This window comes from Paenibacillus bouchesdurhonensis, assembly GCF_900155685.1.
In the GTDB taxonomy this organism is placed as follows: Bacteria; Bacillota; Bacilli; order Paenibacillales; family Paenibacillaceae; genus Fontibacillus; species Fontibacillus bouchesdurhonensis.
This window is the reverse complement of record NZ_LT732547.1, coordinates 366,210-390,074: the sequence shown is the minus strand read 5'-3', so window position 1 is coordinate 390,074 and position 23,865 is coordinate 366,210. Positions and strand designations below refer to the sequence as shown.

Annotated in this window: 21 protein-coding genes; 9 read left to right on the top strand and 12 right to left on the bottom strand. The window is 46.9% G+C overall.

The features are described 5' to 3' along the window. Positions 1-8: 8 nt before the first annotated feature. Genes CZ379_RS01755 through CZ379_RS01745 form a run of 3 tightly spaced genes read right to left on the bottom strand, consistent with a single transcriptional unit; the run spans position 9 to position 2,046 of the window. Positions 9-1,007 carry a glycosyltransferase gene (locus CZ379_RS01755; RefSeq protein ID WP_110930027.1) on the bottom strand — a complete coding sequence of 333 codons (999 nt, stop codon included), beginning with the start codon at positions 1,005-1,007 and terminating at the stop codon, positions 9-11. Then, on the bottom strand, positions 1,004-1,618 hold the full coding sequence (locus CZ379_RS01750) for a phosphotransferase family protein (RefSeq protein ID WP_110930026.1): 615 nt from the start codon (positions 1,616-1,618) through the stop codon (positions 1,004-1,006). Before CZ379_RS01750 ends, CZ379_RS01755 begins: the two co-directional genes overlap by 4 nt. Then, a complete protein-coding gene (locus tag CZ379_RS01745; protein ID WP_110930025.1) occupies positions 1,615-2,046 on the bottom strand; it encodes a hypothetical protein in 432 nt (143 codons plus the stop codon). Before CZ379_RS01745 ends, CZ379_RS01750 begins: the two co-directional genes overlap by 4 nt. A gap of 193 nt (positions 2,047-2,239) precedes the next feature. On the opposite strand from CZ379_RS01745, the gene CZ379_RS01740 reads away from it, so the two are divergent. Beyond that, the gene (locus tag CZ379_RS01740) at positions 2,240-2,854 is read left to right on the top strand and encodes a GNAT family N-acetyltransferase (RefSeq protein ID WP_110930024.1); all 615 of its coding nucleotides are present in this window, start codon (positions 2,240-2,242) and stop codon (positions 2,852-2,854) included. A gap of 358 nt (positions 2,855-3,212) precedes the next feature. On the opposite strand, the gene ltrA is transcribed toward CZ379_RS01740, so the two are convergent. The 6 genes from ltrA to CZ379_RS01710 all read right to left on the bottom strand — a co-directional run bounded on the left by ltrA (position 3,213) and on the right by CZ379_RS01710 (position 14,653). After that, positions 3,213-4,613, bottom strand: a complete 1,401-nt coding sequence (gene ltrA, locus CZ379_RS01735) for a group II intron reverse transcriptase/maturase (protein ID WP_110930023.1) — start codon at positions 4,611-4,613, stop codon at positions 3,213-3,215. 563 nt (positions 4,614-5,176) lie between these two features. Further along, a complete protein-coding gene (locus CZ379_RS01730; protein ID WP_110930022.1) occupies positions 5,177-6,007 on the bottom strand; it encodes a stalk domain-containing protein in 831 nt (276 codons plus the stop codon). A gap of 52 nt (positions 6,008-6,059) precedes the next feature. After that, positions 6,060-7,193, bottom strand: a complete 1,134-nt coding sequence (locus tag CZ379_RS01725) for a hypothetical protein (protein WP_110930021.1) — start codon at positions 7,191-7,193, stop codon at positions 6,060-6,062. A gap of 1,211 nt (positions 7,194-8,404) precedes the next feature. After that, positions 8,405-11,500 (bottom strand): copper amine oxidase N-terminal domain-containing protein, encoded by a 3,096-nt coding sequence (locus CZ379_RS01720; protein WP_110930020.1) that lies wholly within the window; start codon positions 11,498-11,500, stop codon positions 8,405-8,407. Between the two features lie 224 nt (positions 11,501-11,724). After that, positions 11,725-13,647 (bottom strand): LTA synthase family protein, encoded by a 1,923-nt coding sequence (locus CZ379_RS01715; protein WP_110930459.1) that lies wholly within the window; start codon positions 13,645-13,647, stop codon positions 11,725-11,727. A 151-nt stretch (positions 13,648-13,798) separates the two neighbouring features. Then, positions 13,799-14,653: a helix-turn-helix transcriptional regulator gene (locus CZ379_RS01710; RefSeq protein ID WP_110930019.1), complete on the bottom strand. Its 855-nt coding sequence runs from the start codon at positions 14,651-14,653 to the stop codon at positions 13,799-13,801. A gap of 122 nt (positions 14,654-14,775) precedes the next feature. Here CZ379_RS01710 and fabF point away from each other — a divergent pair, with 122 nt between their 5' ends. Next, positions 14,776-16,020: a beta-ketoacyl-ACP synthase II gene (fabF, locus tag CZ379_RS01705; RefSeq protein WP_110930018.1), complete on the top strand. Its 1,245-nt coding sequence runs from the start codon at positions 14,776-14,778 to the stop codon at positions 16,018-16,020. Between the two features lie 222 nt (positions 16,021-16,242). Here the strand turns inward: fabF and CZ379_RS01700 are convergent, their stop codons facing one another. Then, positions 16,243-17,136 carry an aldo/keto reductase gene (locus CZ379_RS01700; RefSeq protein ID WP_110930017.1) on the bottom strand — a complete coding sequence of 298 codons (894 nt, stop codon included), beginning with the start codon at positions 17,134-17,136 and terminating at the stop codon, positions 16,243-16,245. A gap of 191 nt (positions 17,137-17,327) precedes the next feature. On the opposite strand from CZ379_RS01700, the gene CZ379_RS01695 reads away from it, so the two are divergent. Continuing rightward, positions 17,328-17,987 carry an oxidoreductase gene (locus CZ379_RS01695; RefSeq protein WP_110930016.1) on the top strand — a complete coding sequence of 220 codons (660 nt, stop codon included), beginning with the start codon at positions 17,328-17,330 and terminating at the stop codon, positions 17,985-17,987. A gap of 130 nt (positions 17,988-18,117) precedes the next feature. Here the strand turns inward: CZ379_RS01695 and CZ379_RS01690 are convergent, their stop codons facing one another. Both CZ379_RS01690 and CZ379_RS01685 read right to left on the bottom strand, forming a co-directional pair. Next, positions 18,118-18,330 (bottom strand): TM2 domain-containing protein, encoded by a 213-nt coding sequence (locus CZ379_RS01690; RefSeq protein ID WP_110930015.1) that lies wholly within the window; start codon positions 18,328-18,330, stop codon positions 18,118-18,120. A 153-nt stretch (positions 18,331-18,483) separates the two neighbouring features. Next, positions 18,484-19,215, bottom strand: coding sequence for a protein-glutamine gamma-glutamyltransferase (locus CZ379_RS01685; RefSeq protein WP_110930014.1), 732 nt, complete (start codon positions 19,213-19,215; stop codon positions 18,484-18,486). Between the two features lie 348 nt (positions 19,216-19,563). On the opposite strand from CZ379_RS01685, the gene CZ379_RS01680 reads away from it, so the two are divergent. The 6 genes from CZ379_RS01680 (at position 19,564) to CZ379_RS01655 (ending at position 23,800) form a co-directional block, all read left to right on the top strand. Then, entirely contained in the window at positions 19,564-20,760 is a 1,197-nt protein-coding gene (locus CZ379_RS01680; RefSeq protein WP_110930013.1) for an MBOAT family O-acyltransferase, read from the top strand. A gap of 27 nt (positions 20,761-20,787) precedes the next feature. After that, complete coding sequence (locus CZ379_RS01675; RefSeq protein ID WP_110930012.1) at positions 20,788-21,948, top strand: hypothetical protein; 1,161 nt, start codon at positions 20,788-20,790, stop codon at positions 21,946-21,948. Continuing rightward, positions 21,929-22,114, top strand: a complete 186-nt coding sequence (locus CZ379_RS01670; RefSeq protein WP_110930011.1) for a hypothetical protein — start codon at positions 21,929-21,931, stop codon at positions 22,112-22,114. Before CZ379_RS01675 ends, CZ379_RS01670 begins: the two co-directional genes overlap by 20 nt. A gap of 503 nt (positions 22,115-22,617) precedes the next feature. Further along, the gene (locus CZ379_RS01665) at positions 22,618-22,932 is read left to right on the top strand and encodes a transposase (RefSeq protein ID WP_110930010.1); all 315 of its coding nucleotides are present in this window, start codon (positions 22,618-22,620) and stop codon (positions 22,930-22,932) included. After that, positions 22,929-23,567 (top strand): IS3 family transposase, encoded by a 639-nt coding sequence (locus CZ379_RS01660; RefSeq protein ID WP_234404777.1) that lies wholly within the window; start codon positions 22,929-22,931, stop codon positions 23,565-23,567. The genes CZ379_RS01665 and CZ379_RS01660 overlap by 4 nt, the downstream gene beginning before the upstream one ends. Positions 23,568-23,575: 8 nt before the next feature. Continuing rightward, positions 23,576-23,800, top strand: a complete 225-nt coding sequence (locus CZ379_RS01655) for an IS3 family transposase (protein ID WP_234404776.1) — start codon at positions 23,576-23,578, stop codon at positions 23,798-23,800. Positions 23,801-23,865 lie beyond the last annotated feature (65 nt).

Sequence of the window (23,865 nt, the reverse complement as noted above, 5' to 3'; positions counted from 1 at the left end):
GCGGGGCGTCATCGCAGCCAGCCGTCAAAAAACTGGCGATACCCTTCCTTCATCACGCTGCTCGAAAACTTATCAAAGGCATACTCCCGGTTATCCATAGAGTGGGACATGGGCGACGCCAATGCCATATTGAGCAGTTCGAACCAATTCTGCTCATTTCCCGCAAAGGCGTGACGCGAGCTGATATGGTCATAGCACGGATGCTCCGGCTTGATGATGATTTTGCCCATCGCCAGCGCTTCCGTCAGCGGCATCGCAAACGTGTCGAATCTGGAGCAGCTCCAGTATACTTTAGCTGAGTTCATCAACTGAAAAATCTCCGCCTGCGACAGGGCGAATTGCAGCTTAACGTTGCTGGGGATGTCATATTTCTTCATGCTCTCCCGGTAGCGCTCGCCGCCGAATACCATATACACTTCCTGATCCGGGTTGCGCCGGGCATATTCCAGCACCAGATCCGGCCGGCGATTCTCCTCATCCCGGCCGATCCACAGCACGCGGTTGTGCACGATCGCGCCGGGATCAAAGTAGCGATGCGCCAGCTCCTCGTTGAAGCCAATTGGAATCACATCGACATCGGTGACGCCGAACACACTGTCGAACTGTTTTTTTAAAAACTCGGTCTGCACGATGGCTTTGTCAACGATACTGTAAAAGGGCTTCATCATCTCGTAGCCTGTCAGCGCCGGGTCAGGGAAGCTGTGCGGAAATAATACGCTCTTCTCGATGAACATCTTCAAATAAGTGAAGCCTGAGACGGTAAAGATGACATGCTCAATCCCCTGGGCGTGAATTTGATCCAAGACGATATCGTAATTCACCAGATCCCCTTTTTCATGCTCATAGCCCGGAACCCAATCATGGCCGCTGACATGACGCTCTGGCGAGATAAAGATAATTTCTACTCCAAGCTCCGCAGCCATAGCCCGGAGGCGCTCCGCAAAAACACGAGGCCCCTGGGCTTCGGCAAACTGGATTTTACGCATAACTAAACCGACTTTTTTCACTGATTCCCCGCCCTTTCTGTGTTGTGCAATAAATGATGGCCCTGGCCCTGATCGTGTACGGTCTTTGCCCTACTCCAGCAATCGCTCAAGCTGGCCTTCACCTCATTGCGCTGAGACAGCAGTTCTTCCTTCGACCATACACTGTTTCCCCGCAGTAAATCATCTGAGATCAGAATGAGCATCCATAGTGAGAATGCCGCAGCAAAAAGGCAGTAATCTCTGATGAAAGCTTCCTCATTCCAAGTCTTCCCGTAATAGGCGGACTGCTTCAAATAATACCGCAGTATCCGTTCCCTGGAAGCAGGCGTTATTTGCTTCGGGTAACGTGGATGCGACATATCGAGCAAATGATACAAATCCCAGTAGGGGACGTTCAGATGAGCATGCTCCCAGTCCAAAATGTACAGCTTACCGTTCTTCGCTATCGCATAATTGCCTAAATGCAAGTCACCGTGAGACAAAACTTCTGCCTTCTCGTCCAGCAGGCTTGAAGCCTGTTGATCCAGCTTGTACAGCATTTCGCCCACCAGTTCCCGCGGCATCGCGATGTCTTCCAGGGAGTCCTCCGCCTCTTCTTTACGGCGCTGCAAATCGGCCAACATCTGCTTCATATTCGGCTTCTGTCCCGCGTCGGCACATCCTGCCAATGATCCTTGGGCAAAGAGTGCCACCAAGCCACTTGCTTGGCAATGAACAGAGCATGCTTCACATCGAACCGGTGACTCAAGGCGCCGAGATCCTCAAAGATACTCCAGCCTGCCTCGCCCTGCCCAGGCGTAGAACAGCCGAGCAGCTGCGGATATATAGGTGGAAAGGCAGATAGAATATGCTCGTATACCCAGGCCTCGCGATCCCTGCTCCCCTCATGCGTTACCGGCTTGAAGATGTAGCTCTGCCCCGAGGGGATATAGAAGCGCTCAACAAATTTGCCGTTCATCCCCCGATAAAGTTGCTCTTTTCTCCAAATATATCGATCATCCAGCTCTCCGCTTTTGGATACATATATAAGAACATCGTTCATTTCATGCATATCTTTCATCATGATACCTTTCGGGTACAAGTTATTATTGTAAGGGTACTAACGTTAGGTTTGATTGTCAAACGACAGGTTTCGATGAAATAAGTGGGGGTTTTCAATCCGTCTCAAGAAGCGATTATGGCAATCATCGGTTATAATATATAGGATATGGATACTAGGACCGCAGAATAATGATGTACCAAGGAGGATCACCATGTTTGACCGCTTCCCCGCCCTATCCACCGAGCGTCTTCAATTGCGAGAAGTGACGCTGGAGGATATGGACGCGGCCGCAGAGTTATATGGAAATTCCGTAATGATGAAGACTCGTCCGGGACATAACAAGCACCTGCCAGTTCAGGCGAAAAAGGAAGCCCGCGAGCCACGATTTCAAGAACGCGAGGCCATAGCCTACCGCATTCAGGAATGGTTCATGACCCCTTATCAGGAGCAGAGAGGCATCCGTTTTGGAATTTATTTGAATAACAGCAACCGAATGATCGGCTCCTGTGGTTTCTCCCATTGGAACAAAGCTCATTATAAGGCTGAGCTTGTATACGAGATCCATCCCGAATACCGAAAACGGGGGTTTCTTAAGGAAGCATTAGGCGCGCTGACTGACTTTGGCTTCGACACCATGGAACTGAACCGAATCGAAGCCCGAATCGAGGGCAGTAATCAAGCCGATCAGCGCATGCTATTATCGCTAGGCTTCCGCCATGAAGGAGTCGAACGAGAGGCCGAATTTGCTGACGGCAAATTCATCGATATCGCCTGTTTCAGCATGCTCAAGAGCGACGGCCCGCCGCCCGTGCATCTCGTCAAATAGGATAAGTTCACAAGTATTAAAAATAGGGATTTGCATGACTACTGTGTTATGACGCTTCTTGACAACCCTTCATTAGAATCGTTCTGTCGAAATCTTATCTTGAAGTTAATATTATTTCAGTTTGAGTAAAGCAATCTTATATAACATTCGCAGTGAAATGAATCATGATTTTGTCTTCCTTTATTGTTTTTGAAGCGTGGAACATGCAGGTCTCACTTACTAATAGTGCATTATCCATAAAATCATCATAAATAGAATAATAAGCTTCCCCTCGAGTACAATCGAGTAGGAGGCTGCCCATTAGTTGAGCAGCCGAGACCTCTCACACCACCGTGCATACCGTTCGGTACACGGCGGTTCAATCGCTTGAGTGCATTTGACGTAGACGCTCGTACTGAGCTGGGAAGTCATAATACCCTGCTTGTACGAGCTTTCCATTTGTAATAGAGCGTTGCAGCACCACGCTACCGGCGATGCGCCAATATCCAAGCCTCGTATTCCCCCATTGGTAGGCCTGCCACTCCGGCACACCCAGCTTGCGTAGGTTCTGTACTTTCGTTCTCTGCTTTTTCCACTGCTTCCAGATGTACATGCGTATCCGTCTTCGCAGCCATTCGTTCCAGTTTTGCAGGATTCGCTTCATATCCGCTACGTAGAAGTAACCGATCCAGCCGCGAATGTAGGCCTTCACTTTCTCCATGACCTGTCGCGCACTCCTGCCTTGGCTTCGTTTCGTTAGTTCTTTCAGCTTCTTTTTTGCCTTGGCTAGGGATTGACGGTGGACGCGTATGTATACGCCGTTTCCGTTCTTTCCTAGTGCGAATCCGAGGAATTTGAAATGTTTCTGCGCCACGACACTGACGATCTTGCTTTTCTGCATGTTCATTTGGAGTTTAAGCTTCTTCTCCAAATACGTTCGACTGGATTCCAGCAACCTTGTGGCTGCCCGCTTGCTTTTCGCGAGCACGACGATATCATCCGCGTAACGGATAATCTTCACGCCTCGGCTTGCCATCTCCTGATCGAATTCGTTCAGATAGATGTTTGCCAATAGCGGGGACAATGGCCCACCTTGCGGCGATCCTTCTTCCGTCGCGTGGCGCACGCCGTTCTCCATCACGCCGCTTTTCAGATACTTCTTGATTAGGTCAATAACGCGTTTGTCCTGGATTTGTTTGCGCAGCAAGTTCAAAAGGAGCTCGTGGTTCAATGTATCGAAGTATTTCGACAGATCAATTTCAGCCGCATGTCCGTAGCCTTGCTCGGCATATGCTTTTACTTTTCGAATGGCTTGCTGCGCACTGCGCCCCGGACGGTAGCCGTAGCTTCCGTCCGAGAAGATCCGCTCGAATATCGGTTGCAGTTGCTGGGCAATCGCTTGCTGGATCACCCGATCCACTACAGTCGGGATGCCTAGCTTTCGTACTCCGCTTCCATCTGGCTTGGGGATTTCCTTACGCCGCACCGGGCTTGGCTTGTAGCTGCCTTCTCGGATGCTTTGCAAAAGCTCGTCTCTATGTTCCTGCAGCCACGGCAGCGCCGCTTCGACCGTCATCCCATCGACTCCCGGCGCTCCGTGGTTGCTTTTGACCTGCTTGTATGCCCGATTCAGATTGTCTCTGTCCAGGATACGTTCCATCAGGTTCTTTGCACCGTCTCTTTCTTTACTTTCCCGAGCTTCGATACTCCGCACTCCTGCATACCCTTCGCGTTCCACGCTATCTCTTTGCAGGCAGCCCTTTCGGTATTCTGCCTTCATCGCACCGATTCTCCTTTCAGTCTGTATTCGAGACTTGCGATTGTTCAGCCCTTCTGCTAGTCGCTTTCGCGGCTTGCGTACTATGGCTTCTGCTGACTTCTCACAGCAAGCTTTACTTCGTCTTTCGGTTTTTTTTCCTACTCCACGTCTGTGAGACCTCCCCGGGTAAGAGCGATAACTTTCTCCTCATCTATCTGCCACATTTACATCATGAGATTCGGGCAGTATTGGACTTTGCTTTGTCTGGCAAGCTCGTCCGTCTCATCATGCCTTGTATGTGATTTCTGTTCGTCAGACCGAGGGTTTGCCTCCGGCTTCCTTCAGATTCGGCCTCACGGTCGACACCCTTGCCTTCGGCTAACAGTTCCTACTGCCAAGCCTGTAGTGGACTTTCACCACCTAGTTATCGCCCATGCCGGGCGCACCAGGATAAAATAAAGCCATTCGTTTATTTCGAATGGCTTTATTTTATAAGTTACATCTTTATCCTTTAGATAGTCGAGTAAACAAACCTTATCCAACGCCTTATCAAGAACTTAATGTTTACATCTGACCAAGATTTGTTACTTGATTTTAAAGTAATTACTTAAAATGTATTTGTAATTACCTAGTCTATCTCCCTGTATATCCTTTACAAGAGGGATTTCATCTGTAATTCTTCCATTTGCCCCAATCTCAACTTTATTATATCCAGGGGTACTTTGATGGTAATTCTCACCTTTTGATCCGGCAAAAGCAACAGAAGTTTCGCTTCTAAAAAAGATAATATTCCTATGCAACTCATATTTATTAATCGTAGTTTCTGAATAATTTTGTACTTCAATAAGTAGGGTATTACCATGCTTTTCTTGCTTGGTTTTCACGGATAATGGGACAATCATCCCCTCGTAAGCTTCATCTTTATTCATCATTTCATCAATTATTGAAACAGTTTCAGTGTTTAAGAATTTCTCACTTTGTACCTCGACAACTCGTTTATCTTCATAATAATTAACATTAATATTCATAACTTCCGTTAGAAATCTCAATGGAACAAACACCGTATTGTTTTTAAAAAAAGGTGGGGTCTCTAGAATAATTTCATCGTTATTAACCGTAACTGCTTTTTCGTTAAGACTCATTTTTATTGTTTTGTCATCATCTTGAATTATAATGCTTTTACTCATATTATTCCAAATAACATTAGTCCCCATCAAATCCCCAATCATTCGAATTGGTATGAATACATGACCATTATTAATTTGAGGCATTTCCTGTTGAGAGTATACCAAAAAGGAATTATTCAACTTTAAAATGACATTGCCCTCTTCGAATACTGCTGCCTTTGAGGTTTTCGAATTGATAAGCACAAAGCACAATACAAACAATGAAAATAACAAACTCAATCTTTTCATTTTGCCCCCCTTATTAAACTATCAGTTTAAAATATATAGTAGTTTTTAAACTTTATTTTGGAAGAGTATTAGTATTAATCCATACTTTTTCATTTGCTTGGTTGACATAATCTACTGATACATTAGATAATCCATAACCACATTGATACCAGGTATTTGAGGAATTCATTAAATTCATTCCTGTAGGGGTTACACCAACCTTGGAGTTCGTCCAATTCACATTTTTAACAAAAGAACCTGTTGCTTCCCTATTACGTGTCTGTGCAATTGATGTCACTCTTCTTACAGTAATGTTGGCTTTATTTGCTTCAGTAAAATAGTTACCACTTGTTATCATAACTACAGTCCTTGTGATAGGGGTACCATTTTTAGCTTGTCCTTGAACATTTAATGCATGATAATTATCTGCAGAAATATAATATTTCATAAATACTGTTTGTCCCATTTTAAAGTTCCCTAATTGAGTTGGATCTTCAATCACTCCACCGCTAGCATACATTCCCCATGTCTCATTACTTGGAGATGACCCTGCTGGATAATTTAGAGCTAGACCCAAATCAACTCCTGCAACAAATTGCCCATTAGAACTGTAAGCATTGCCTCCCGTATAAATATATGCTTTATCATTGGATGTCGCAATTGTTGTATTATCAGCTATAAAAACATCTGAATCTGCTTTAGATGGTAAATAAATATTACTTTCAAATCTTGTAAATCCCTTTTGAGATTCTACTCTTCTAAAAGGCCCTGTGCTATTAGCAGATGATACTGTATTAAGACAATTAAGAGATGGGTTTGTGTAAGCCATTGTTGTAAATTCCTCGCCTAAACCATAATTATAAATCTTACTATCCTCTACTGTAGCAGTAACGTAAGATTCATTGATCTCTTCAGAGGATTTGATATGCCTTGTTTTCAATCTACCATTCTCTTCAAATTTCCCAGAGTTTTGTTTTATAAATTCGTCCCTGATTTCCCTTTTATTTGCCAGAAAACTTCCATCTGGTTTAATAACAAGTACATTCTCTCTATCTTCAGGGTCAAGGGTTAGCATAATAGCTTTTAGTTCGTATGCATCATCTTTGCTTACACTTCCATCAATTTTAACAATTTCATAATCAACTGCTTGTACTGGGAGACTAAAAATCAAAACAAAAATAAAAACTGCTAATAATGTACGTTTCATAAATACCCTCCTTAAAATAGTTTCAACGATGACAAGAATTGTTCAATACCACAACTTTATACTCTCTAACTTATAATATCCCAATAACACCATTAATAGGTAATATATTCAAGTAATCAAAACATTGTAATTGAAGGTGTTAATAAAAGCTTCAATAACTTTATTGATTGCTCTAGATAACATGTTACTAGGGCGTGATGAATGAAGATAATCTCACACACAGCAGTAAAGATAAGATGAATCCAGTAGATTTTCAAAGTAAAATACTTTATTTGGAGGATATTAGGAACAAAAAAGGTGAAATACATGCTTAAGAAGAATTTTTACTCCGAGTACGGCTCAATATTTGCTTGTCCGGCTTGTAGGGAATGGATGACTCTGAAGTAAAGAATGGCATCATCTTGACTTTTGAATTGGAAAGCTCACATACAAGAAAATTACACAAGAGAAGCTCTGATGCGACAACAATCTAAATAACCGTGCCTATCAGCTTAAACGTATGATGCAAAAATCTCTGAATTGGGTCAGAACGATTAAGCTGCATTAAGGAGGCACTCTCCACTGGTTCCACAACAAGATGATCAATGGATTACTTGGAAGGGATTAACGAACTTGTACAAACAGTGAAACGGAGAACTTAACGGAGAACTTATGGTTATTATCATATTACTTTTATCTCGCTATCTTCTTCATGACAACCAACAAACTACTGTATACAACGCTTGATGCCCATTCTTATGCACCCTTAAGGTGAATGGAGGGTCAAGCTATTATTTGAAGGTTTTATTTTACCTATTAATACTTCAAGCAATCCAAAAATCAAGAGTTTCACTAGGATCCATTGCCTGCCTATTGATCAGCTTTTAATCATAATTAAGTTGTATATAGTTTAAGAAAAGCCATGAAAATTAGTATTCTATAGAACAAAATGAATTGAAATTGACTAAAATCTAAAACCTGAAAAACAAGTGAGATATATAACTTTTACCATCAACCTACTTTTACCCGAAAGATTCTATTAAAATAAGCAGCCTTATCAGGTAGAATACCCAATTAAGACTGCTTAGTACTTTAGAAAATTGAAGTGCGAATAACATCAATCTGGTTTCAAAGATAACCTATCCACACCACGTATAGTTCATAACTTAGGAAATTAAGAAGACACAATTTACTACTAAATAATAAGTTTACCATTGAGCTCGGCCAAGCAGTTATCTGGCTTCTAAAGGATTACTGCTGACGAGAACTACAGAATTAGACGGATCGGACAAACGGTTCACTGTTGCGTTCGTTCCGTCGGCAATCGATAGCACATAAACCTGGTAGGTTACACCGGCCATAATCGGATTACCCGATGCGTCCAAGTCAGCTTCGGTGAAGGTTACGATCGGAGTTCCGCCTTTGCTGACGGTTTTATACGCTCCTGTCCCAAGTCCACTTGCCCGGGACTCCGTCATTCCCTCGCCTGCCGGTACGAGCAGCACCGCATACGAGGATACTCCGTTCTCGTTCGCTGGCTTGGTAAAGCTGACAATCAGGCTTGCCGCATTGCTGTCCGCCCAGGCGCTCACGCCCGAAGCCGCCGGAGCCACAGGATCAACGACCGTCAATCTGAGCTCGCCGGACGGACCGGCCAGAGCATTCAAGGAAGCCGTGTTGCTCTTAGAGACGGACAGAACGAATACCCGGTAGGTCTCGCCCGTCTTCAGCACGTTGCCGTTCACATCACGGGTAGCAGCCGTCAAGGCTTGGGAAACATCTCTGCCCGCCGCTACCGCTGTGTAGTTCGCAGATCGTACCCCATTGGCCTCTTCCTTGCCGAAGCCCTGACTTGTCGGCACAACTAAAATACGATGCTCTGCAATATTGTCTTCCGTAGCGGATCGAGTGAAGCTGACGACGATATCTCTGCCGTCGCCGTTATTGCCGTTCACTGTCGCTGTTAAATTGCTGACCGCTGCTACCGCGCTATTCCCGCTCAGCGTAATCGCCGCGGATTGGGAGGACAAAGCGTTCTGGCTAACGGAGCCGTCATAGCCTACCGAAAGTACGAATACACGGTAGCTGACGCCGTTGCGAATGGCCGCTCCATCGACATCCCTTGCGGAAGAAGGAAGCGTCTGACTCAGATAAGAGCCTGCTTTGTCGACGCGGGTGTAATCTCTGCTCGAAACCCTGATAGCCTTGGAAGCATTGAAGCTGCTGGCATTCGCTGCCTTCACAACAAAAATACGATAGTGGCTAATATTCGATTCATCAGAAGCCCGATTGAATGAGACCTGCAAATCGCGGCCATCATTATAATCACTCACATCTCTTACATCCAGGCCGTTTACGGCGCCTACGCTATAGTTGTTAGACAATGTAATCGTAGAGGATGCCTTGGATAGCGTATTGCTGCCCGAATAACTGCCGCCGCCTACCGACAGGATGAACACCCGATAGCTAACACCGTTGCGGATCGCTGCCCCGTCGACGTCTCTCGCACCGGATGACAATGCTTGCTGCACATAGCTGTTGCTGCCTTTATTGATTTGCGTATAATTCGAGCTGTTTACATTATTTGCTTTTGCCAGGTTGAAACTGTCCGCATTCGAAGCCTTCACGACAAGCACGCGGTAATGGCTCAGATTGGATTCATCCGATGCCCGGTTAAACGAGACTAACAAGTCGCGGCCATCATTATAGTCGCTGACATCACTTACGCTTAAGTTAGAAATCGTGCCCACACTGTAGTTATTGAGCAGAGTAATGGCATAAGACGGATTGGACAGTGCATTGTTGCCTGCATAAGCGCCATTGCCAACCGCCATTACGAATACCCGGTAGCTGACGCCATTGCGAATGGTTGCTCCATCGACATCCCTTGCTCCGGAGGGCAAGTTACGATTAAAGTTATAGCCGTCTTTGCTCCACTCCGTATAGTTCGCGCTAGATACATTGTTTGCTTTTGCTAGGTTAAAGGAGCCATAGTCGTTAGCCTTCACGACAAACACGCGATAACCGCTAATTCTTGATTCATCCGACAGCCTCGTGAAGCTGATGCGCAAATCGCGGCCATCTCCATAATCGCTTTCATCGATGACCTGTGTTATGACAGGCGCCGCAACGGATCCGCTGTTCAGCGTAATCGAAGATGACGCTGCAGACAGCTTATGCGATGCCGTGGCGGTGTTATTGCTGACGGACTGTACGAATACAGTATAAGAGACGCCGTTCTTAATATAATCTCCGGAAGTGTCGCGCGCGCTGGAACTCAATGCAGCTGTCAGCGTGCTGTTCGATGTTTTATTGACAACGGTGTAATACTGGCTGGACAGCTTGTTTGCCGCAGCAAGATCAAATTTTCCGGCATCCTTCGTCTTCACAACAAAGATGCGGTAGCTGGAAATGTCGCTATCTTTGGATGGCTTCGTAAATGTTACATACAAATCTCTGCCGTCTCCATAATCGCTGACGTCACTGACTCTAACATTCGTTGCTGCTTCCACGGAATGGCTAGTGCCCAATGTGATGGCAGCGGATGGATAAGACAGTGCGCTGGCTAAGCTGCCCTTGCCGACCGAGACAACATAAGCAACATAAGCTTGGTTCGCTTTAATCAAATCCCCGTCCACGTCACGAGATTGAGACGTCAATGTGACCGTAGGATCAACGCTTCCGACCGATACGCTCGTATAATTTGCAGAAGGAACCTTCAAGGCAGTTGCCAGATTAAAGCTAGAAGTTTTGTTGGTCTTAACGATGAACACCCGGTAATGATCGATAGAAGACTGATTCGACGCCCGCGAGAAGCTGACCTGCAAGTCGCGCCCGTCCCCGTTATTGGCGATATCCCTGGCGGATACGTACCCGACCGGCTCAGCCGCCACCGGAGTAGTGTTCGTGGTCACATACACTGTCTTGCTGTTAGCGTCCCACACTACCTCCTCGCCCAATGCTTCGCTGACAAAACGAACGGGAACCATCGTTCTGCCTTTGACATTCTGTGCGGGAACGTCGAGGCCCACCGTTTGATTGTCGATCGTAGCCGTTTTGCTGTTTATTTTTAGCACGACAGAAGTTCCGTCTTTCCAGGCGGTTACAGTCTTCGTCTTATTGTTCCAGTCCACCTCCGCGTCCAATGCTTCAAATATAGCGCGGAGCGGCAGCATCGCCCGGCCGCTGACCAGGATCGGCGCCTGATCGGTCGGCAGTCTGACCCCATTAATATAAATGCTGATGGCTTGTGCTGCATGAGCTTGCGTCTGTAATACTAATGGAAAAATTAATAGTGCTGATAGAATAGTTATCCATAGTTTCCTCACTTGCTTAACCCCTCCTATGTCTTGATATAGGTAACTTACCCATATTACCGTTGCCTTGACTATTTGACGTGTCCAGACGGGCAAAAGTTTCTTCATTGCCTAAAATTTTCTGGCATTTGGGCAAAACGGAACAATTATCAGCGGTAGAACCTAATGAAAAAAACGCCTTTCGGCGCTTTTCCCGAAGATTATTTTCTTAGGGAGCCGTATAAAAAGTTATGATACTAGCGGCGCTTCGGCAGTAGCTTCACATACTCATCCGACAGCTTCATGAGCGACGTTACATATTCATAATCCTGACGATACTGGGCAAAGTCGGCCACAGGCTCCAACGTCTTAATCGATATGGCTTGTCCATCCTCGAAACCTTGTCCCGGTATGAACATAATTTCGTCGTTGAAGAAGGAGCCCGTCGGCAGGTAATAGCGGACGCCGAATAAATTACGATCAATATTTAGCAAATCTTGACCGAATGCGGTGAATTGCTCCCTTTTCAAGGAGAGGCCCAGGATATTCGCTACAGTCGGCAGCATATCCACCTGTCCCCCGGCCCGCTCCGACACAATGCCAAGCGGCTTGCCAGGCACATGAATGATAAATGGAATATTGAAACGGCTGATCGTGTCATCATACGGCACGCCAAGCTGCGCCTCGATTTCCTGCGCACTTGTCTCCTTCGGCTGAAGGCCGAAATGGTCTCCATAGAAAACAAGCATGGTGTTATCCCACAAGTCGGCTTCCTTTAACTGCCCGATCAGCTCGCCGATAGCATAATCGGTATAATGGATCGCATTCATGTAATTTCCCAGATTCGTGCCTTCCAGTTCGGCCGGCAGCTCAATTTGCTGGAAAGACTCCGGAACGACGAACGGCGAATGACTGGAGGTCGTAACAAACTGGGCATAAAAACGCTTGTTCCTCGCATGAAGATCCTTCATCTTCTCTACGCCGACCCGGTACATCTCTTCATCAGAAGCTCCATAATCGTTGAAATGATCATTGTTAAAGGCAGGCTTATCATAATATTGATTAAAATTAAGCGCAGGATACAGCTTGTTTCGATCCCAGAACGTCACGTTGTTGACATGAAACGTATTAGCGGTGTAGCCCTGCTGCTGCAGCAATCTGGGCAGGCTGGGCAACTCGCGGTCGCCATAGCCCGTAGACATCGCCACGGCCGCCGTCGGATAAATAGAGGTATTGAACATAAATTCTGCATCCGATGTGTTGCCTTGTCCGATTTGCTGATAAATGTGGGGAAAATAGATGCCCTCTCCAGCCAATTTATTTAATACCGGCGTGACCTCAGCTCCATTATTCAGCTTTAAATTAATGGGAAAATTCTGAAAAGATTCCATCTGGATGACGATCAGATTCATCCCTTCCGCGATCCCGAAATAATCGGGGGATCTCATTCCGTCTACAGCGTCTGTCTCAGTGCGGTAAGGATAGCTGCTCTGCAGCTTTTCAATGTTAGCCTTCGTCTCTTCGATGTTCCCTTCCGCGATCATCTGGTCTTCCTCACGGCTGCTGATCGCAGCCACGACTTGATAGTTCAGAAACCCGACCTTCTCTGCCCGAACGAGCTCATTGTCGATTAGCTTGCCTTGCCGCACATAATATAAGGATGAGGCAGCACTGATTAGAAGCAATACCGTTACTACAGTGTTCCAAGCCCATTTCCGACTCGTTTGCTCCTTAAGCATAAATGTATAAACTGAACCCTTTCGGCGCCGTCTTAAGGCACGGATAACCTGCCAACCCGCAGCGAGCACGAAATCGGCAAAAAACAAAAACTGCTCCGGCCGCAGCAGCGCACTGACACTAGCCCGTACTTGGGGAACTTGATTCAGCCCGCTTAATACAGCATACGTAGGCACTGTCCCAAAATGGGCATAATAAAGAGCCGTCGAGAACAGAAGAAAAGAAAAGATGGCGTTCAGGCTCCAATAAACGACCGCTTTGGCCCTATCTGGCGTTAACAGCTCTACTAAACATAGCAGTCCCAGAACGGCCAATAGTTCCCCGGGCAAACCGCTCCAATATATTTCTCCAAAAAAGAACATCCGCAACAGCATCAGCTTGAGGACGAACAGTAAGCCTGTCATGACTAGCTTCGACTTATACCATGCGTGTATTCGCTCCATACCCATACCTTTCTCCTTGCCTAACCTGTCTAGATTAACCTTGACTCTATTTGTCTATACGTATTTCGCCTTCGATTCACATCTCCAGCCTACTCTTCTGAACATTATAATTATAGCACGCCAAAAAGGGACTTGGTAATTTGTGGGCCCCTCATTCTTCCCGCTCCATCAGCTGCCTCAGCTTAAACTCCGTAGCTGTTTCCGGTGCAGGGGTATAAATACTGCAGCGTAAATCCACGTTTCCGTGCACCTGCAGCGAGGTAAGCTGGAAGTGCATTTTGCCCCCCTTCGCATGCCTGAACTCCAGAATCACCTCTGGTGCCGAGCTGACCTCGCTTTGCTCCCAGAGATGATTGAAATCAGGATGAGCCTCCTTCATTTCTGACAAAAAATGATTATACCACTCATCCTCCACATATTGCCCATAATAAGCGCGAAAAATAGCCAGGAAGCCTCGCACAAATTGCTCCCAATTTACAGCCAGCCTGCGAAACTCCTGCCTAGTAAAGAGCAATGAGATCATATTCCGCTGCTCTAACGGAATCTCCTCAAAATCAAGAAACACATGAGAAGCCGCCTCATTCCAGCCGACAATCTGACATCTTCGATCTGAAATAATCGTAGGACAGTATTTCAGCTCTTGCAGAATCTTCTGCAGGGAGGGGCTGATCTCCGGCTGACCTTCCTGCAGAAGCAGGCCTGCGGCGCCCGTACCTCCCCCCGTATCCATCGCGAGCGCATACAAATAATTGCGCTCATCCCGAGTAAGACGCAGGGCGGCAGCAATATTATCGAGTACAGACGCGGACACTTTGATGTCCCTTCCTTGCTCCAGCCAGGTATACCAGGTGGTGCTTACGCCAGCTAATTGAGCCACCTCTTCCCTTCTCAGCCCCGGCGTTCTGCGCCGGCCTCCTATCGGCAGTCCAACCATTTGCGGAACGATCTTGGCGCGCTGCGCCTTCAAGAAAGCGGATAGTTCCTGCAATCGCGCCTGCTGCTTCATTTCATACTCCTCCTTCAAGCCCTACTTAAAGTGGTACTGATTATACTATAATAATCAACAACTTGTAATAGGATAAGTCATATGACACAATAAGTCCCATCACAGCTCTCAAGGAGGTTCTTATGGAAAGAGTCGCAATTACGGGGCTGGGCATAATATCACCGCTCGGCAATCAAGTAGAGTTGTTCTGGGATCAGCTTATTCACGGAAAATCAGGAATTTCCCTCATTGATAGTTTTGATACCTCCAGGCATAAGACCAAAATCGCGGGCATGGTACGGGACTTCGATGCCGAAGTTATGTTCGGCCACAAAGAAGCGCGCCGGATGGATCGCTTCTGCCAATTCGCGCTGGCTGCCGCAGATCAGGCGCTGTCTGATTCCGGATTGGATTTGGAGCAAATCGATAAGGAGCGCATGGGGGTGTATGTCGGCTCAGGCACAGGGGGAATAGAAACACTTCTTGAGCAAAGCCGCCTGCTGCAAGAACGAGGAGCCGAGCGAATTAGCCCGCTTCTCGTTCCGATGATGATTTCGAATATGGCTGCCGCCATGATCAGTATTAAATACGGAGCCGTCGGTCCTACATTATCGCCAGTGACTGCCTGCTCCATTGGAAATACGTCAATCGGGGAAGCCTACCGCCTCATCGCGTCGGGCGGTGCCGACATTATCATTGCCGGAGGAACGGAGGCGGCGATTACGGACATTTCCGTAGCAAGTTTCGGCAATGCCACGGCGCTCTCGTCGCGCAATGACGAGCCCACCAAGGCAAGCAGGCCGTTCGATGAAGGCCGCGACGGCTTCGTTATGGCGGAAGGGGCCGGCATCCTTATCCTCGAATCGCTCACCCATGCCAAACAGAGAAACGCCCGCATCTACGCCGAAATCATCGGCTACGGCGCGACTTCCGACGCCTATCATATCGTCGCGACGCATCCCGAGGGCATCGGAGCTTACCGCGCTATGAAGCTTGCGCTGAAAGAGGCTAATATCGGGCCGCAGGACGTGGACGTAATCAGTGCGCATGCAACGAGTACAGAGGTAGGCGACTGGTCAGAGACGAAAGCAATCAAGAAGCTGTTCGGCGAACATGCTTATCAAGTCCCGATTACAGCCAATAAATCGATGACCGGGCATATGCTTGGTGCGGCGAGCGCCGTCGAAGCTGTTGCCCTCGTCAAATCACTGGAGCAGGGCATTATTCCGCCAACGATCAATCTGGATGCTCCCGACCCGGTTTGCGACCTGGACTATGTACCCCATCAGGCTCGACAATCCAAGCTGCGCATCGGGATATCCAACTCTTTCGGGTTCGGCGGACATAACGCGGTGATCGTCCTGAAGGCGCATGAGGTGCAGCCTTAAAAGCAGCCAAGCTGTCCTTTAACACTTTGGCCGACTAACACGGGCTACTGCCAATCGGCAGCTTGAAGGCTGCACTTTGGCACTATGACCTTTGAAATTTTTACTTAGTACTCTGTATTTGACACTTCATGCATTGGAACGTCAGCTATTGGCTGTTTCTATAGACCCTTGACACAATGAGGCCCCGCTAGCGTCCAACGCCAACGAGGCCTCATTATTCGTTTATTCTACTAAATCCGCTGCGCTTGCATTGGATGCAACCTGGTCAGGATTTTTACAACCAGGAATGACAGAGCTCACAATAGGATTCTTAAGGCACCAAGCCAACGCCCATTGCGCCATTTCCACGCCCGCCGGTACTTCCTCCCGGCGAATCCGCTCTACCTCCTCCAGTTTGCGGCGCACGACCTCAGCATCCTGACGATGCCGCACATCGGTTGCATCGAATTGGGCTCCAGGCTTGTATTTGCCGCTCAAGAAGCCGCTAGCCAGCGGAACCCGAGCCAACACGCCGAGGTCCTGACGTTCGCAAGAGGGAAATACCCGATTCTCCGGTACGCGATCCAGGCGATTATATACGACTTGGATAGCCTTGGAATTGACCTCGCTCGATGCATCGGTCTGGTGCAAATTATCATTGCTGCCGATTGAAGTACCTAAATGGCGTATTTTGCCGGCCTCAACCTGCTTGTCCAGCATCGTCCATAATTTATCATTATCGAAGACCTGATCGGGCCCCGAATGGAATTGATACAAATCGATATAATCCGTCTTCAGTGCTTTAAGCGAGGCATCCAGTTGCTTCAGCACATCCTCTGCATCAAATACATCCGTACGGGTGAAGCGCTCGTGAAAATGATGGCCGAATTTCGTTGCGACAATCCAATCCTCCCGCTTGCGGCGGCTCAAATAATCGCCGATGAACGACTCAGAGAGATGGTCGCCATAGCATTCTGCTGTATCAATGAGATTAATGCCGCATTCCTGGCCTTTATCGAGGATGGCATCCACCTCATCCTGATTGAACTGCATTCCCCATTCACCGCCAAACTGCCATGTTCCGATGCCGATGACCGATACGTTCAATTCTGTTTTGCCTAATCTCCGATACTTCAACCTAATCCCTCCTTAAGTAACTAACAACTCATCCTAACTGAATTTGAAACAATAATAGAAGGATGAACCTTCATTCGTCCACATTGTACACTTGCGAGCGCTGCAAAACAAATCCATAAGCAATTCAACTATAGTAAACTAAATGCATACACCTATCCCGCAGACTTGATTTATTCGAGAGGAGCATTACGATGATAAAAAAAGCCCTGATTGTTGGTGGCAGTGGCCTCGTTGGCCGTCAGCTGCTCCATATACTGCTTGAGGAGCAGCATTACGACTCCGTGGTCGCCCTCGTCCGGGCTCCCCTTCATGTGGAGTATCCGAAGCTCACCGAGCTTATAATCAACTTTGACCAACTGGAGCATTACGAGCAGCATTTCACCGCTGACGACGTATTTTGCTGCCTGGGAACGACGATTAAAAAGGCCAAAACACAGGATGCCATGTACAAAATCGATGTCGAATATCCGCTAACGGTTGCCAAGCTGGCGCTGAGGCAAGGGGCACGGCATTTTCTGTTCATCAGCGCGATCGGAGCCAATGCCGACTCCCCGGCATTCTATTCCCGGATCAAGGGCATCGCCGAGCGGGAGCTCCGCGAAATGCCTTACGACAGTCTGTCCATTCTGCGCCCCTCTCTATTGCTGGGCGATCGCCAGGAATATCGCCTTGCCGAACGATGGGGAGGCGTGATCTTTCAAGCCCTGTCCTTCCTATTTATCGGCCCCCTAAGGAAATATAGAGCTATAGAGGCGAAGACCGTAGCCCGGGCAATGTACCGCATGGCTATGAGCGCCCCTAAGCAAACGGCCATATATTCTTCTGAGCAAATCGAGCAATACGCTCAATAAATGAAAGCGAAAGCGACCGCACTCGGCACTAAGCCAAAGCACGGTCGCTTTCATTTAAGTATGTCTTGTGAAATAGCGCATTTAAAGCACTATCGACTTGAAGTTCTACAGCTTGTCTTATGTATTGAACCTAAGCCTTGATTGGTCTGCCTTCACTATCCTTGAAGCTGCCTACAGCGATGAGAATAAAGTCGATTAATGTCCAGATTCCCATACCACCTAGAGTAAGCAGCTGAAGAATTCCTGTTCCAACCTTGCCAACGTAAAAACGATGAACTCCTAATGATCCCAAAAAGAAAGCTAATAGTAGTGCAGCAACAAACGATTTTGGACTTTTTTCCACGATTTTTCCCCCTACGATAATAAGTTTTCCTTAACCTATTATCGGTATAACATAGTCCATCAGTTAGGTCTAGAAAAATATTTTATATTGTGAAATAAATTTGAATAATTGGTAGTATTTTCTCGCAATATGTCGAACGATCGTTGTCGCTAGCTATGCCCCCCCAAGTCTGCGAATATATTCAAAATCCGGATGCACAATCAGATTGGATAAAAAGGCGGAGGTCGTGCTTCCTGGCTTTCTTTTTGCGTTCAAGGCATCAATTATAGATTCAGCCGATGAAATACCGAGCCCATGACCGAAATAGAGGCTATTATCCAATACAATCGCATTCTCCCCCTGCCATTCAGGCGTTTGCGGGTTGAAATCGGGATTCTCAAAATAGACAACATCCCCCGCAGCAGCCTGCTGTGTCTGGATCAGTTGCAGATCACTATCATATTGCCAATCGTAGAGCACCAGTTGATTGAAGTGCCTATTAAAAGCCTCGGCGCCGATGGAATCCAGCACTCCTTTATAAAGAATAACGACCATCGCCGTGGCGCACTCCATAGCATATCTATAGCCATTATTAAATATATCGACAATCGCTTCTGAAGGCAGCGCCTCTTCCTTTAAGCTAAATCCACCGTTAGACATGCGTGTCCAATACTGCTCGTTAGCCCTTGAGTTTTTGAAGGTCGCAAATTTGGTTCCTCCTGCGTAAAAATCCTTTGCAGCCTTCACAATCGCCGCTCTCGTGCGCAATTCAAAATCGAGCTGTTCCGGCAAGCGATAGATGTGAACAGCCGGGCTCAATCTTAGCTGGTTCATGATATTCCGTTCCACTTCCGACGCTGAAAGCTGTTTGAGCCGTCCAGGCTCCATATTTAATGTAATGATCACGACCCTACCTCCTAGGCGAATTACTTTATTGTATGCAGGCAGCGTTTTTTTCGTGCTATACGCAGACAGCGATTTTCGCGCAGATCTCGATTGCGATCCGCAAATACTGGAACTTTTGTGCGGCAAACGCGTCTAATCTATAGACTATATGCGATGCGTCTTTTTATATTAAAAAGAAGGATATGTATTGTAATTTGGCGAATTTTGTATTCTGAACAAAACTCATATTCCAGTTATTTGGTGCATTTAGCGAATTTTGATATAACCGGGTACGTTCATGTTGTGCTATCATGAACAAGCAGTAATAGTAGAGACAGTAAACAACTTGGATGGTGGAAACGAAATATTATGATTTATACAGACTGGATATACTGGCTGTTCGTGCTCGTGGCTGTTGTCACGTATCACATTATGCCGCATCGAATCAGACCCTGGGTGCTGTTCGCCGCAGGCGTCACTTTTTATTACTACTACGCAGGCTCCTACCTCTTCTTGCTGCTGGCCGAGGTCGTCATCGCAATTATCGTCGTCAAGGCCGCTGCCAAGTGGAGTAAACGCTGGATTTACCCCGCCGCAATCATCGGGGTTATTCTCGTGCTCGGTTATTTCAAGTATACGAATATGCTGCTCGATACCTTAAATGACCTGTTCGCCTTTATGCAGCAGCCGTTTTTCCCGAAGGCGGAACAAATCGTCCTCCCGTTAGGGATTTCTTATTTTACGTTCGAGCTCATTCATTACTTGGTTGAACGCAAGCGCGGAAATTTGCCGGAGCATAGACCGGAGGGGCTGCTGTCGTTCATCTTCTTCTTCCCAACGATGGTCGCGGGCCCCATCAAGCAATTCCAGGTGTTCTACCCGCAGCTCAAAGCCAAATTCCAGATCAACCATGTTTTGATTGGGGTTACCCGGATTGGGTTTGGTATGTTCAAGAAGCTGGTACTGGCAGGCTCAATCGATCTGTTGGCTCAGCCGGTCTACTCTAAAGCCGGGATTGTCGGAGCTGATATTGGAACGCTATGGATTTCACTGATCGCTTATACGTTTGTTATATACTTCGACTTCTCAGGATATTCAGACATTGCTATTGGTACAGCGCGCTTGTTCGGTATCGTCGTTCCAGAGAACTTCCGTTTTCCATACCTCGCTCGCAGTGTTGCCGAGTTCTGGAATCGCTGGCATATCTCTCTGGGCTCCTGGCTCACCCGCTATGTGTATTTTCCGCTCGGCGGCAGCCGCGTGGCCGCTCCGAGAGTCTATCTGAATTTGATGGCTACGATGACGGTATCCGGTCTATGGCACGGAGCAGCTTGGAACTTTGTCGTCTGGGGAATGTTTCATGGCGTGATGTTATGTATTCATAGATTCCATGTGAAGCAAATCAAACCTAAGTTGAAGCCTGTTCCGAAATGGCTGAAGCCAGGAACAACGTTGATCGCTATTCTAATTACGTTTTTTGGCGTAACGATGAGCCGAGTGTTCTTCATTTTGCCGATCGTGGACGGATGGGATTTAATGCTGCGCTTGCTTGGTTTACGATATTAAGCATTGAAAGAAAGAGAGGTTTACAAAGTGCCGAATTTATTCATGAATAAGACGGTAACCGTCATGATGGTTTCGCTTGCTATCGCAGGTTTGATCGGAATTAGTGACGGAGCAAGTCCGATTGTGGATCATATGAAAGAGGATGTCGTGACCCATGCGAAAAAAGAACTGCGGGTTCCGGCTTACGACTCAATCGTCTATACGCCGCTCTGGATTGAATATTTGAAGGAGCAGCCGGATGACGGGAAGCAGGTAGTCGGCTTATTCGGGCCCTCTACGGTCTTCGGAACGACGGTGATGAAAGGGGCCAACACTTCTGCCGGAGTTCTCCAGGTTCATCTGAAGGACAGCCGCATACTCAATATGGGGCTTACCGGCGGCAGGTTCACCGAGACCTATGCCGTGCTCGCCTCCATCATAGATGAAGTCGATTATGTCGTATATGAAATCAACTACGGAATCGCCGTTGTATCAGATAATGAGCCTAACGTAACCGTGTATCCGTCCCTCATTACGAAATTGGATCAGAACATTCCGCGGAGCTGGCTGAATGAATTCCCGGATAAGAATCGCCAGTCGCTCCCCAGCGAGATTCACAACTGGGCAACATCCAATTTCCTAAGCAAATGGACGTTGTATCATGATCGCGATGTGATCAGCTACAAGCTGTTCAAGACACGTACTCCGATGGAGAAAATCCGCCGGGAAATCAAAAACGAGCAGGACAAGAAAAATGGCGTAACGCCGAGCTATACTCCGATGTACACGGCGTATGATAAAATGCAGGACAAACATAAAGAAGAGATCGACAACCATTTCAAACAGCTGTACGTTTGGAATAAGCCGTTTGATAAAGACGAGAGCTTCGGCCTGTTTATGATCGAGAAGACGCTTGATCTGCTGCAGGAGCATGACAAGACAGCAGTTTTCTATTCAGCTCCGCTCGATAAAGAGCATATTACCAAGAAAAAGCTGCTGAATTGGGAAGACTACAATAAGGTGATGGGGGCTTATCAGGAGCTGATCGAATCGCGAGGCTATCCTTATATTGAATTTAACAAAGGGAAAGAGAATACAATCCCGCATAAATTATATCGCGACCCGTCCCACCTCCTGGATGAAGGCAACAAGATGTTCGGCGAAATTTTATATAAGAAGTTGACGCAATATGGAATTACAAACTCGTAGTGCCAAGCTAGCCCAAGCAAAAACCAATCGCCTCAGTCATCGTGTCGGCCGAGCACTGATGATGCTGGGAACAGCGGTCGGTGGAGCCATTGTCATCATAGCTATCGTCCTAGGCATCCTATTTTTCTCGGGCGAATCGCAGGAATTTATTTATATGAACTTCTAAGTTGAATGGTTACGAGAAACGCTTGCCGGATATGTGCACACACCTATGCGGCGCGCCTTCATTCGATTGGCCCGTTGCACATTTACACAGGTATCCGGCTATACGCCCACTCATTACCCAAGAAAAGGGATCCTTGCTCTTATTAGAGCACAGGAGCCCCTTTTTTGATTGCATCCGGCATTCCAAGTTGAACATTCCAAATTTAGCAATTGACCTGCCGCCACCAGACAACTAATCAACACAGCAATTATGAATTAACTATTTCGCACAGCAATTACAAATTAACTATTTTGCACAGCATTGACAATTTAGCCGCTGAACAGAGCCTCGGCAAACTAGCTACATAACTATGAAAAGATAGCTGTATCTACATGTACTTCGTACACTTGGTTCATTAACATTTGCTATATCGGGAGCAACCAACTGTAGAACTGCAACTAGAATAAAAAGTGGACAGTCCTTAAGTGAACCTAGATAATAATTCTTAAGGGAGAGATGTCCGGATGGAACGTAATAGTTACAGTGAAGAGTTTAAGAAGCAGACAGTGAAGTATATTTTAGAGCAAAGTAAGTCCATGCCGCAGTTGGCCGAAGAACTCGGTATATCTGCCGGTGTGTTGCACAACTGGAAAGCACTTTACCGCGATGAAATCCAGCTGGAATCTTTAGTCACACCGGAGAGAGTGCGTCAACTCGAACAACAACTGCGTAATAAGGAACTGGAGAATCAAGAGAAGGAGCGGGAAAATCAAGATCTCCAGGAAGAACTCGCTATATTAAAAAAGGCGCTGCACATCTTCAGCAAAGAAAGGAATTGAGATTCCAATTCATTGAAGAACATCGCTCCGAGTTTTCGGTGGAGAAGATGTGCAAGGTTTTACAAGTGTCTCGGAGTGGCTTCTACAAGTGGCAAAAGGCATTGCCTAGCGAGCAGAAACTTCGAAAGGCGAAGGTTCTGGAGAGAGTCAAGTATCATTTTCATGACTCCGGGGAACGCTACGGCAGTCCTAAGATTACCCGAATGTTGTGGAAAGAGCGTATCCAGGTCGCGGAGCGCACAGTTAGCATCTACATGAAAGAACTGGGGTTGCGTTCTTGTGTCTCCCGTAAATTTAAGGTGCAGACGACCGATTCCAATCATGACTCACCCATTGCTCCCAATGAGTTGAACCAGAACTTTGCCGTATCTGAACCGAACAAAGTGTGGGTTGCAGATATTACCTACATCCCCTGCCGAGAAGGACGGCTGTACTTGGCTAGTCTGATGGATCTGTGCACACGCGAGATCGTGGGTAGGCGGCTTTACGGCCGGATGACAACAGAACTTGTCTTAGATGCTCTAGAAGCCGCATATGATGCGAAAAAACCAGGTAAGGGATTGCTTCACCATTCCGATCGCGTTCACAGTACGCATCGAAGGAGTACCGTGACAAGCTGGAATCGTATTCCATGAAGGTTAGCATGAGTCGTAAAGGGAATTGCTACGATAACGCTTGTATCGAGTCATTTCACAGCATCTTGAAAAAAGAACTCATCTACAGAACGAAGTTCAAGACCAAACAACAGGCTTACGAGACCATTTACAGGTACATTGAATTTTTCTACAACCGCAAACGAATCCACAGTTCAATCGGCTATGTGTCGCCGGTTCAATTTGCTGCGCAATTCAAGAAGGAGACGGCGTAAACTTTCACTTAATAGGTGTCCACTTTCTTGACAGAAGTCCATATTCAGGATGAAGATCATCAAAG

Coding starts and splice junctions, on each gene's coding strand:
- CZ379_RS01750 (WP_110930026.1), bottom strand. CDS start 1,618: ATGAAGCAGATGTTGGCCGATTTGCAGCGCCGTAAAGAAGAGGCGGAG.
- CZ379_RS01745 (WP_110930025.1), bottom strand. CDS start 2,046: ATGAAAGATATGCATGAAATGAACGATGTTCTTATATATGTATCCAAA.
- CZ379_RS01740 (WP_110930024.1), top strand. CDS start 2,240: ATGTTTGACCGCTTCCCCGCCCTATCCACCGAGCGTCTTCAATTGCGA.
- ltrA (WP_110930023.1), bottom strand. CDS start 4,613: ATGAAGGCAGAATACCGAAAGGGCTGCCTGCAAAGAGATAGCGTGGAA.
- CZ379_RS01730 (WP_110930022.1), bottom strand. CDS start 6,007: ATGAAAAGATTGAGTTTGTTATTTTCATTGTTTGTATTGTGCTTTGTG.
- CZ379_RS01725 (WP_110930021.1), bottom strand. CDS start 7,193: ATGAAACGTACATTATTAGCAGTTTTTATTTTTGTTTTGATTTTTAGT.
- CZ379_RS01715 (WP_110930459.1), bottom strand. CDS start 13,647: ATGGAGCGAATACACGCATGGTATAAGTCGAAGCTAGTCATGACAGGC.
- CZ379_RS01710 (WP_110930019.1), bottom strand. CDS start 14,653: ATGAAGCAGCAGGCGCGATTGCAGGAACTATCCGCTTTCTTGAAGGCG.
- fabF (WP_110930018.1), top strand. CDS start 14,776: ATGGAAAGAGTCGCAATTACGGGGCTGGGCATAATATCACCGCTCGGC.
- CZ379_RS01695 (WP_110930016.1), top strand. CDS start 17,328: ATGATAAAAAAAGCCCTGATTGTTGGTGGCAGTGGCCTCGTTGGCCGT.
- CZ379_RS01680 (WP_110930013.1), top strand. CDS start 19,564: ATGATTTATACAGACTGGATATACTGGCTGTTCGTGCTCGTGGCTGTT.
- CZ379_RS01670 (WP_110930011.1), top strand. CDS start 21,929: ATGGAATTACAAACTCGTAGTGCCAAGCTAGCCCAAGCAAAAACCAAT.
- CZ379_RS01665 (WP_110930010.1), top strand. CDS start 22,618: ATGGAACGTAATAGTTACAGTGAAGAGTTTAAGAAGCAGACAGTGAAG.
- CZ379_RS01655 (WP_234404776.1), top strand. CDS start 23,576: ATGAGTCGTAAAGGGAATTGCTACGATAACGCTTGTATCGAGTCATTT.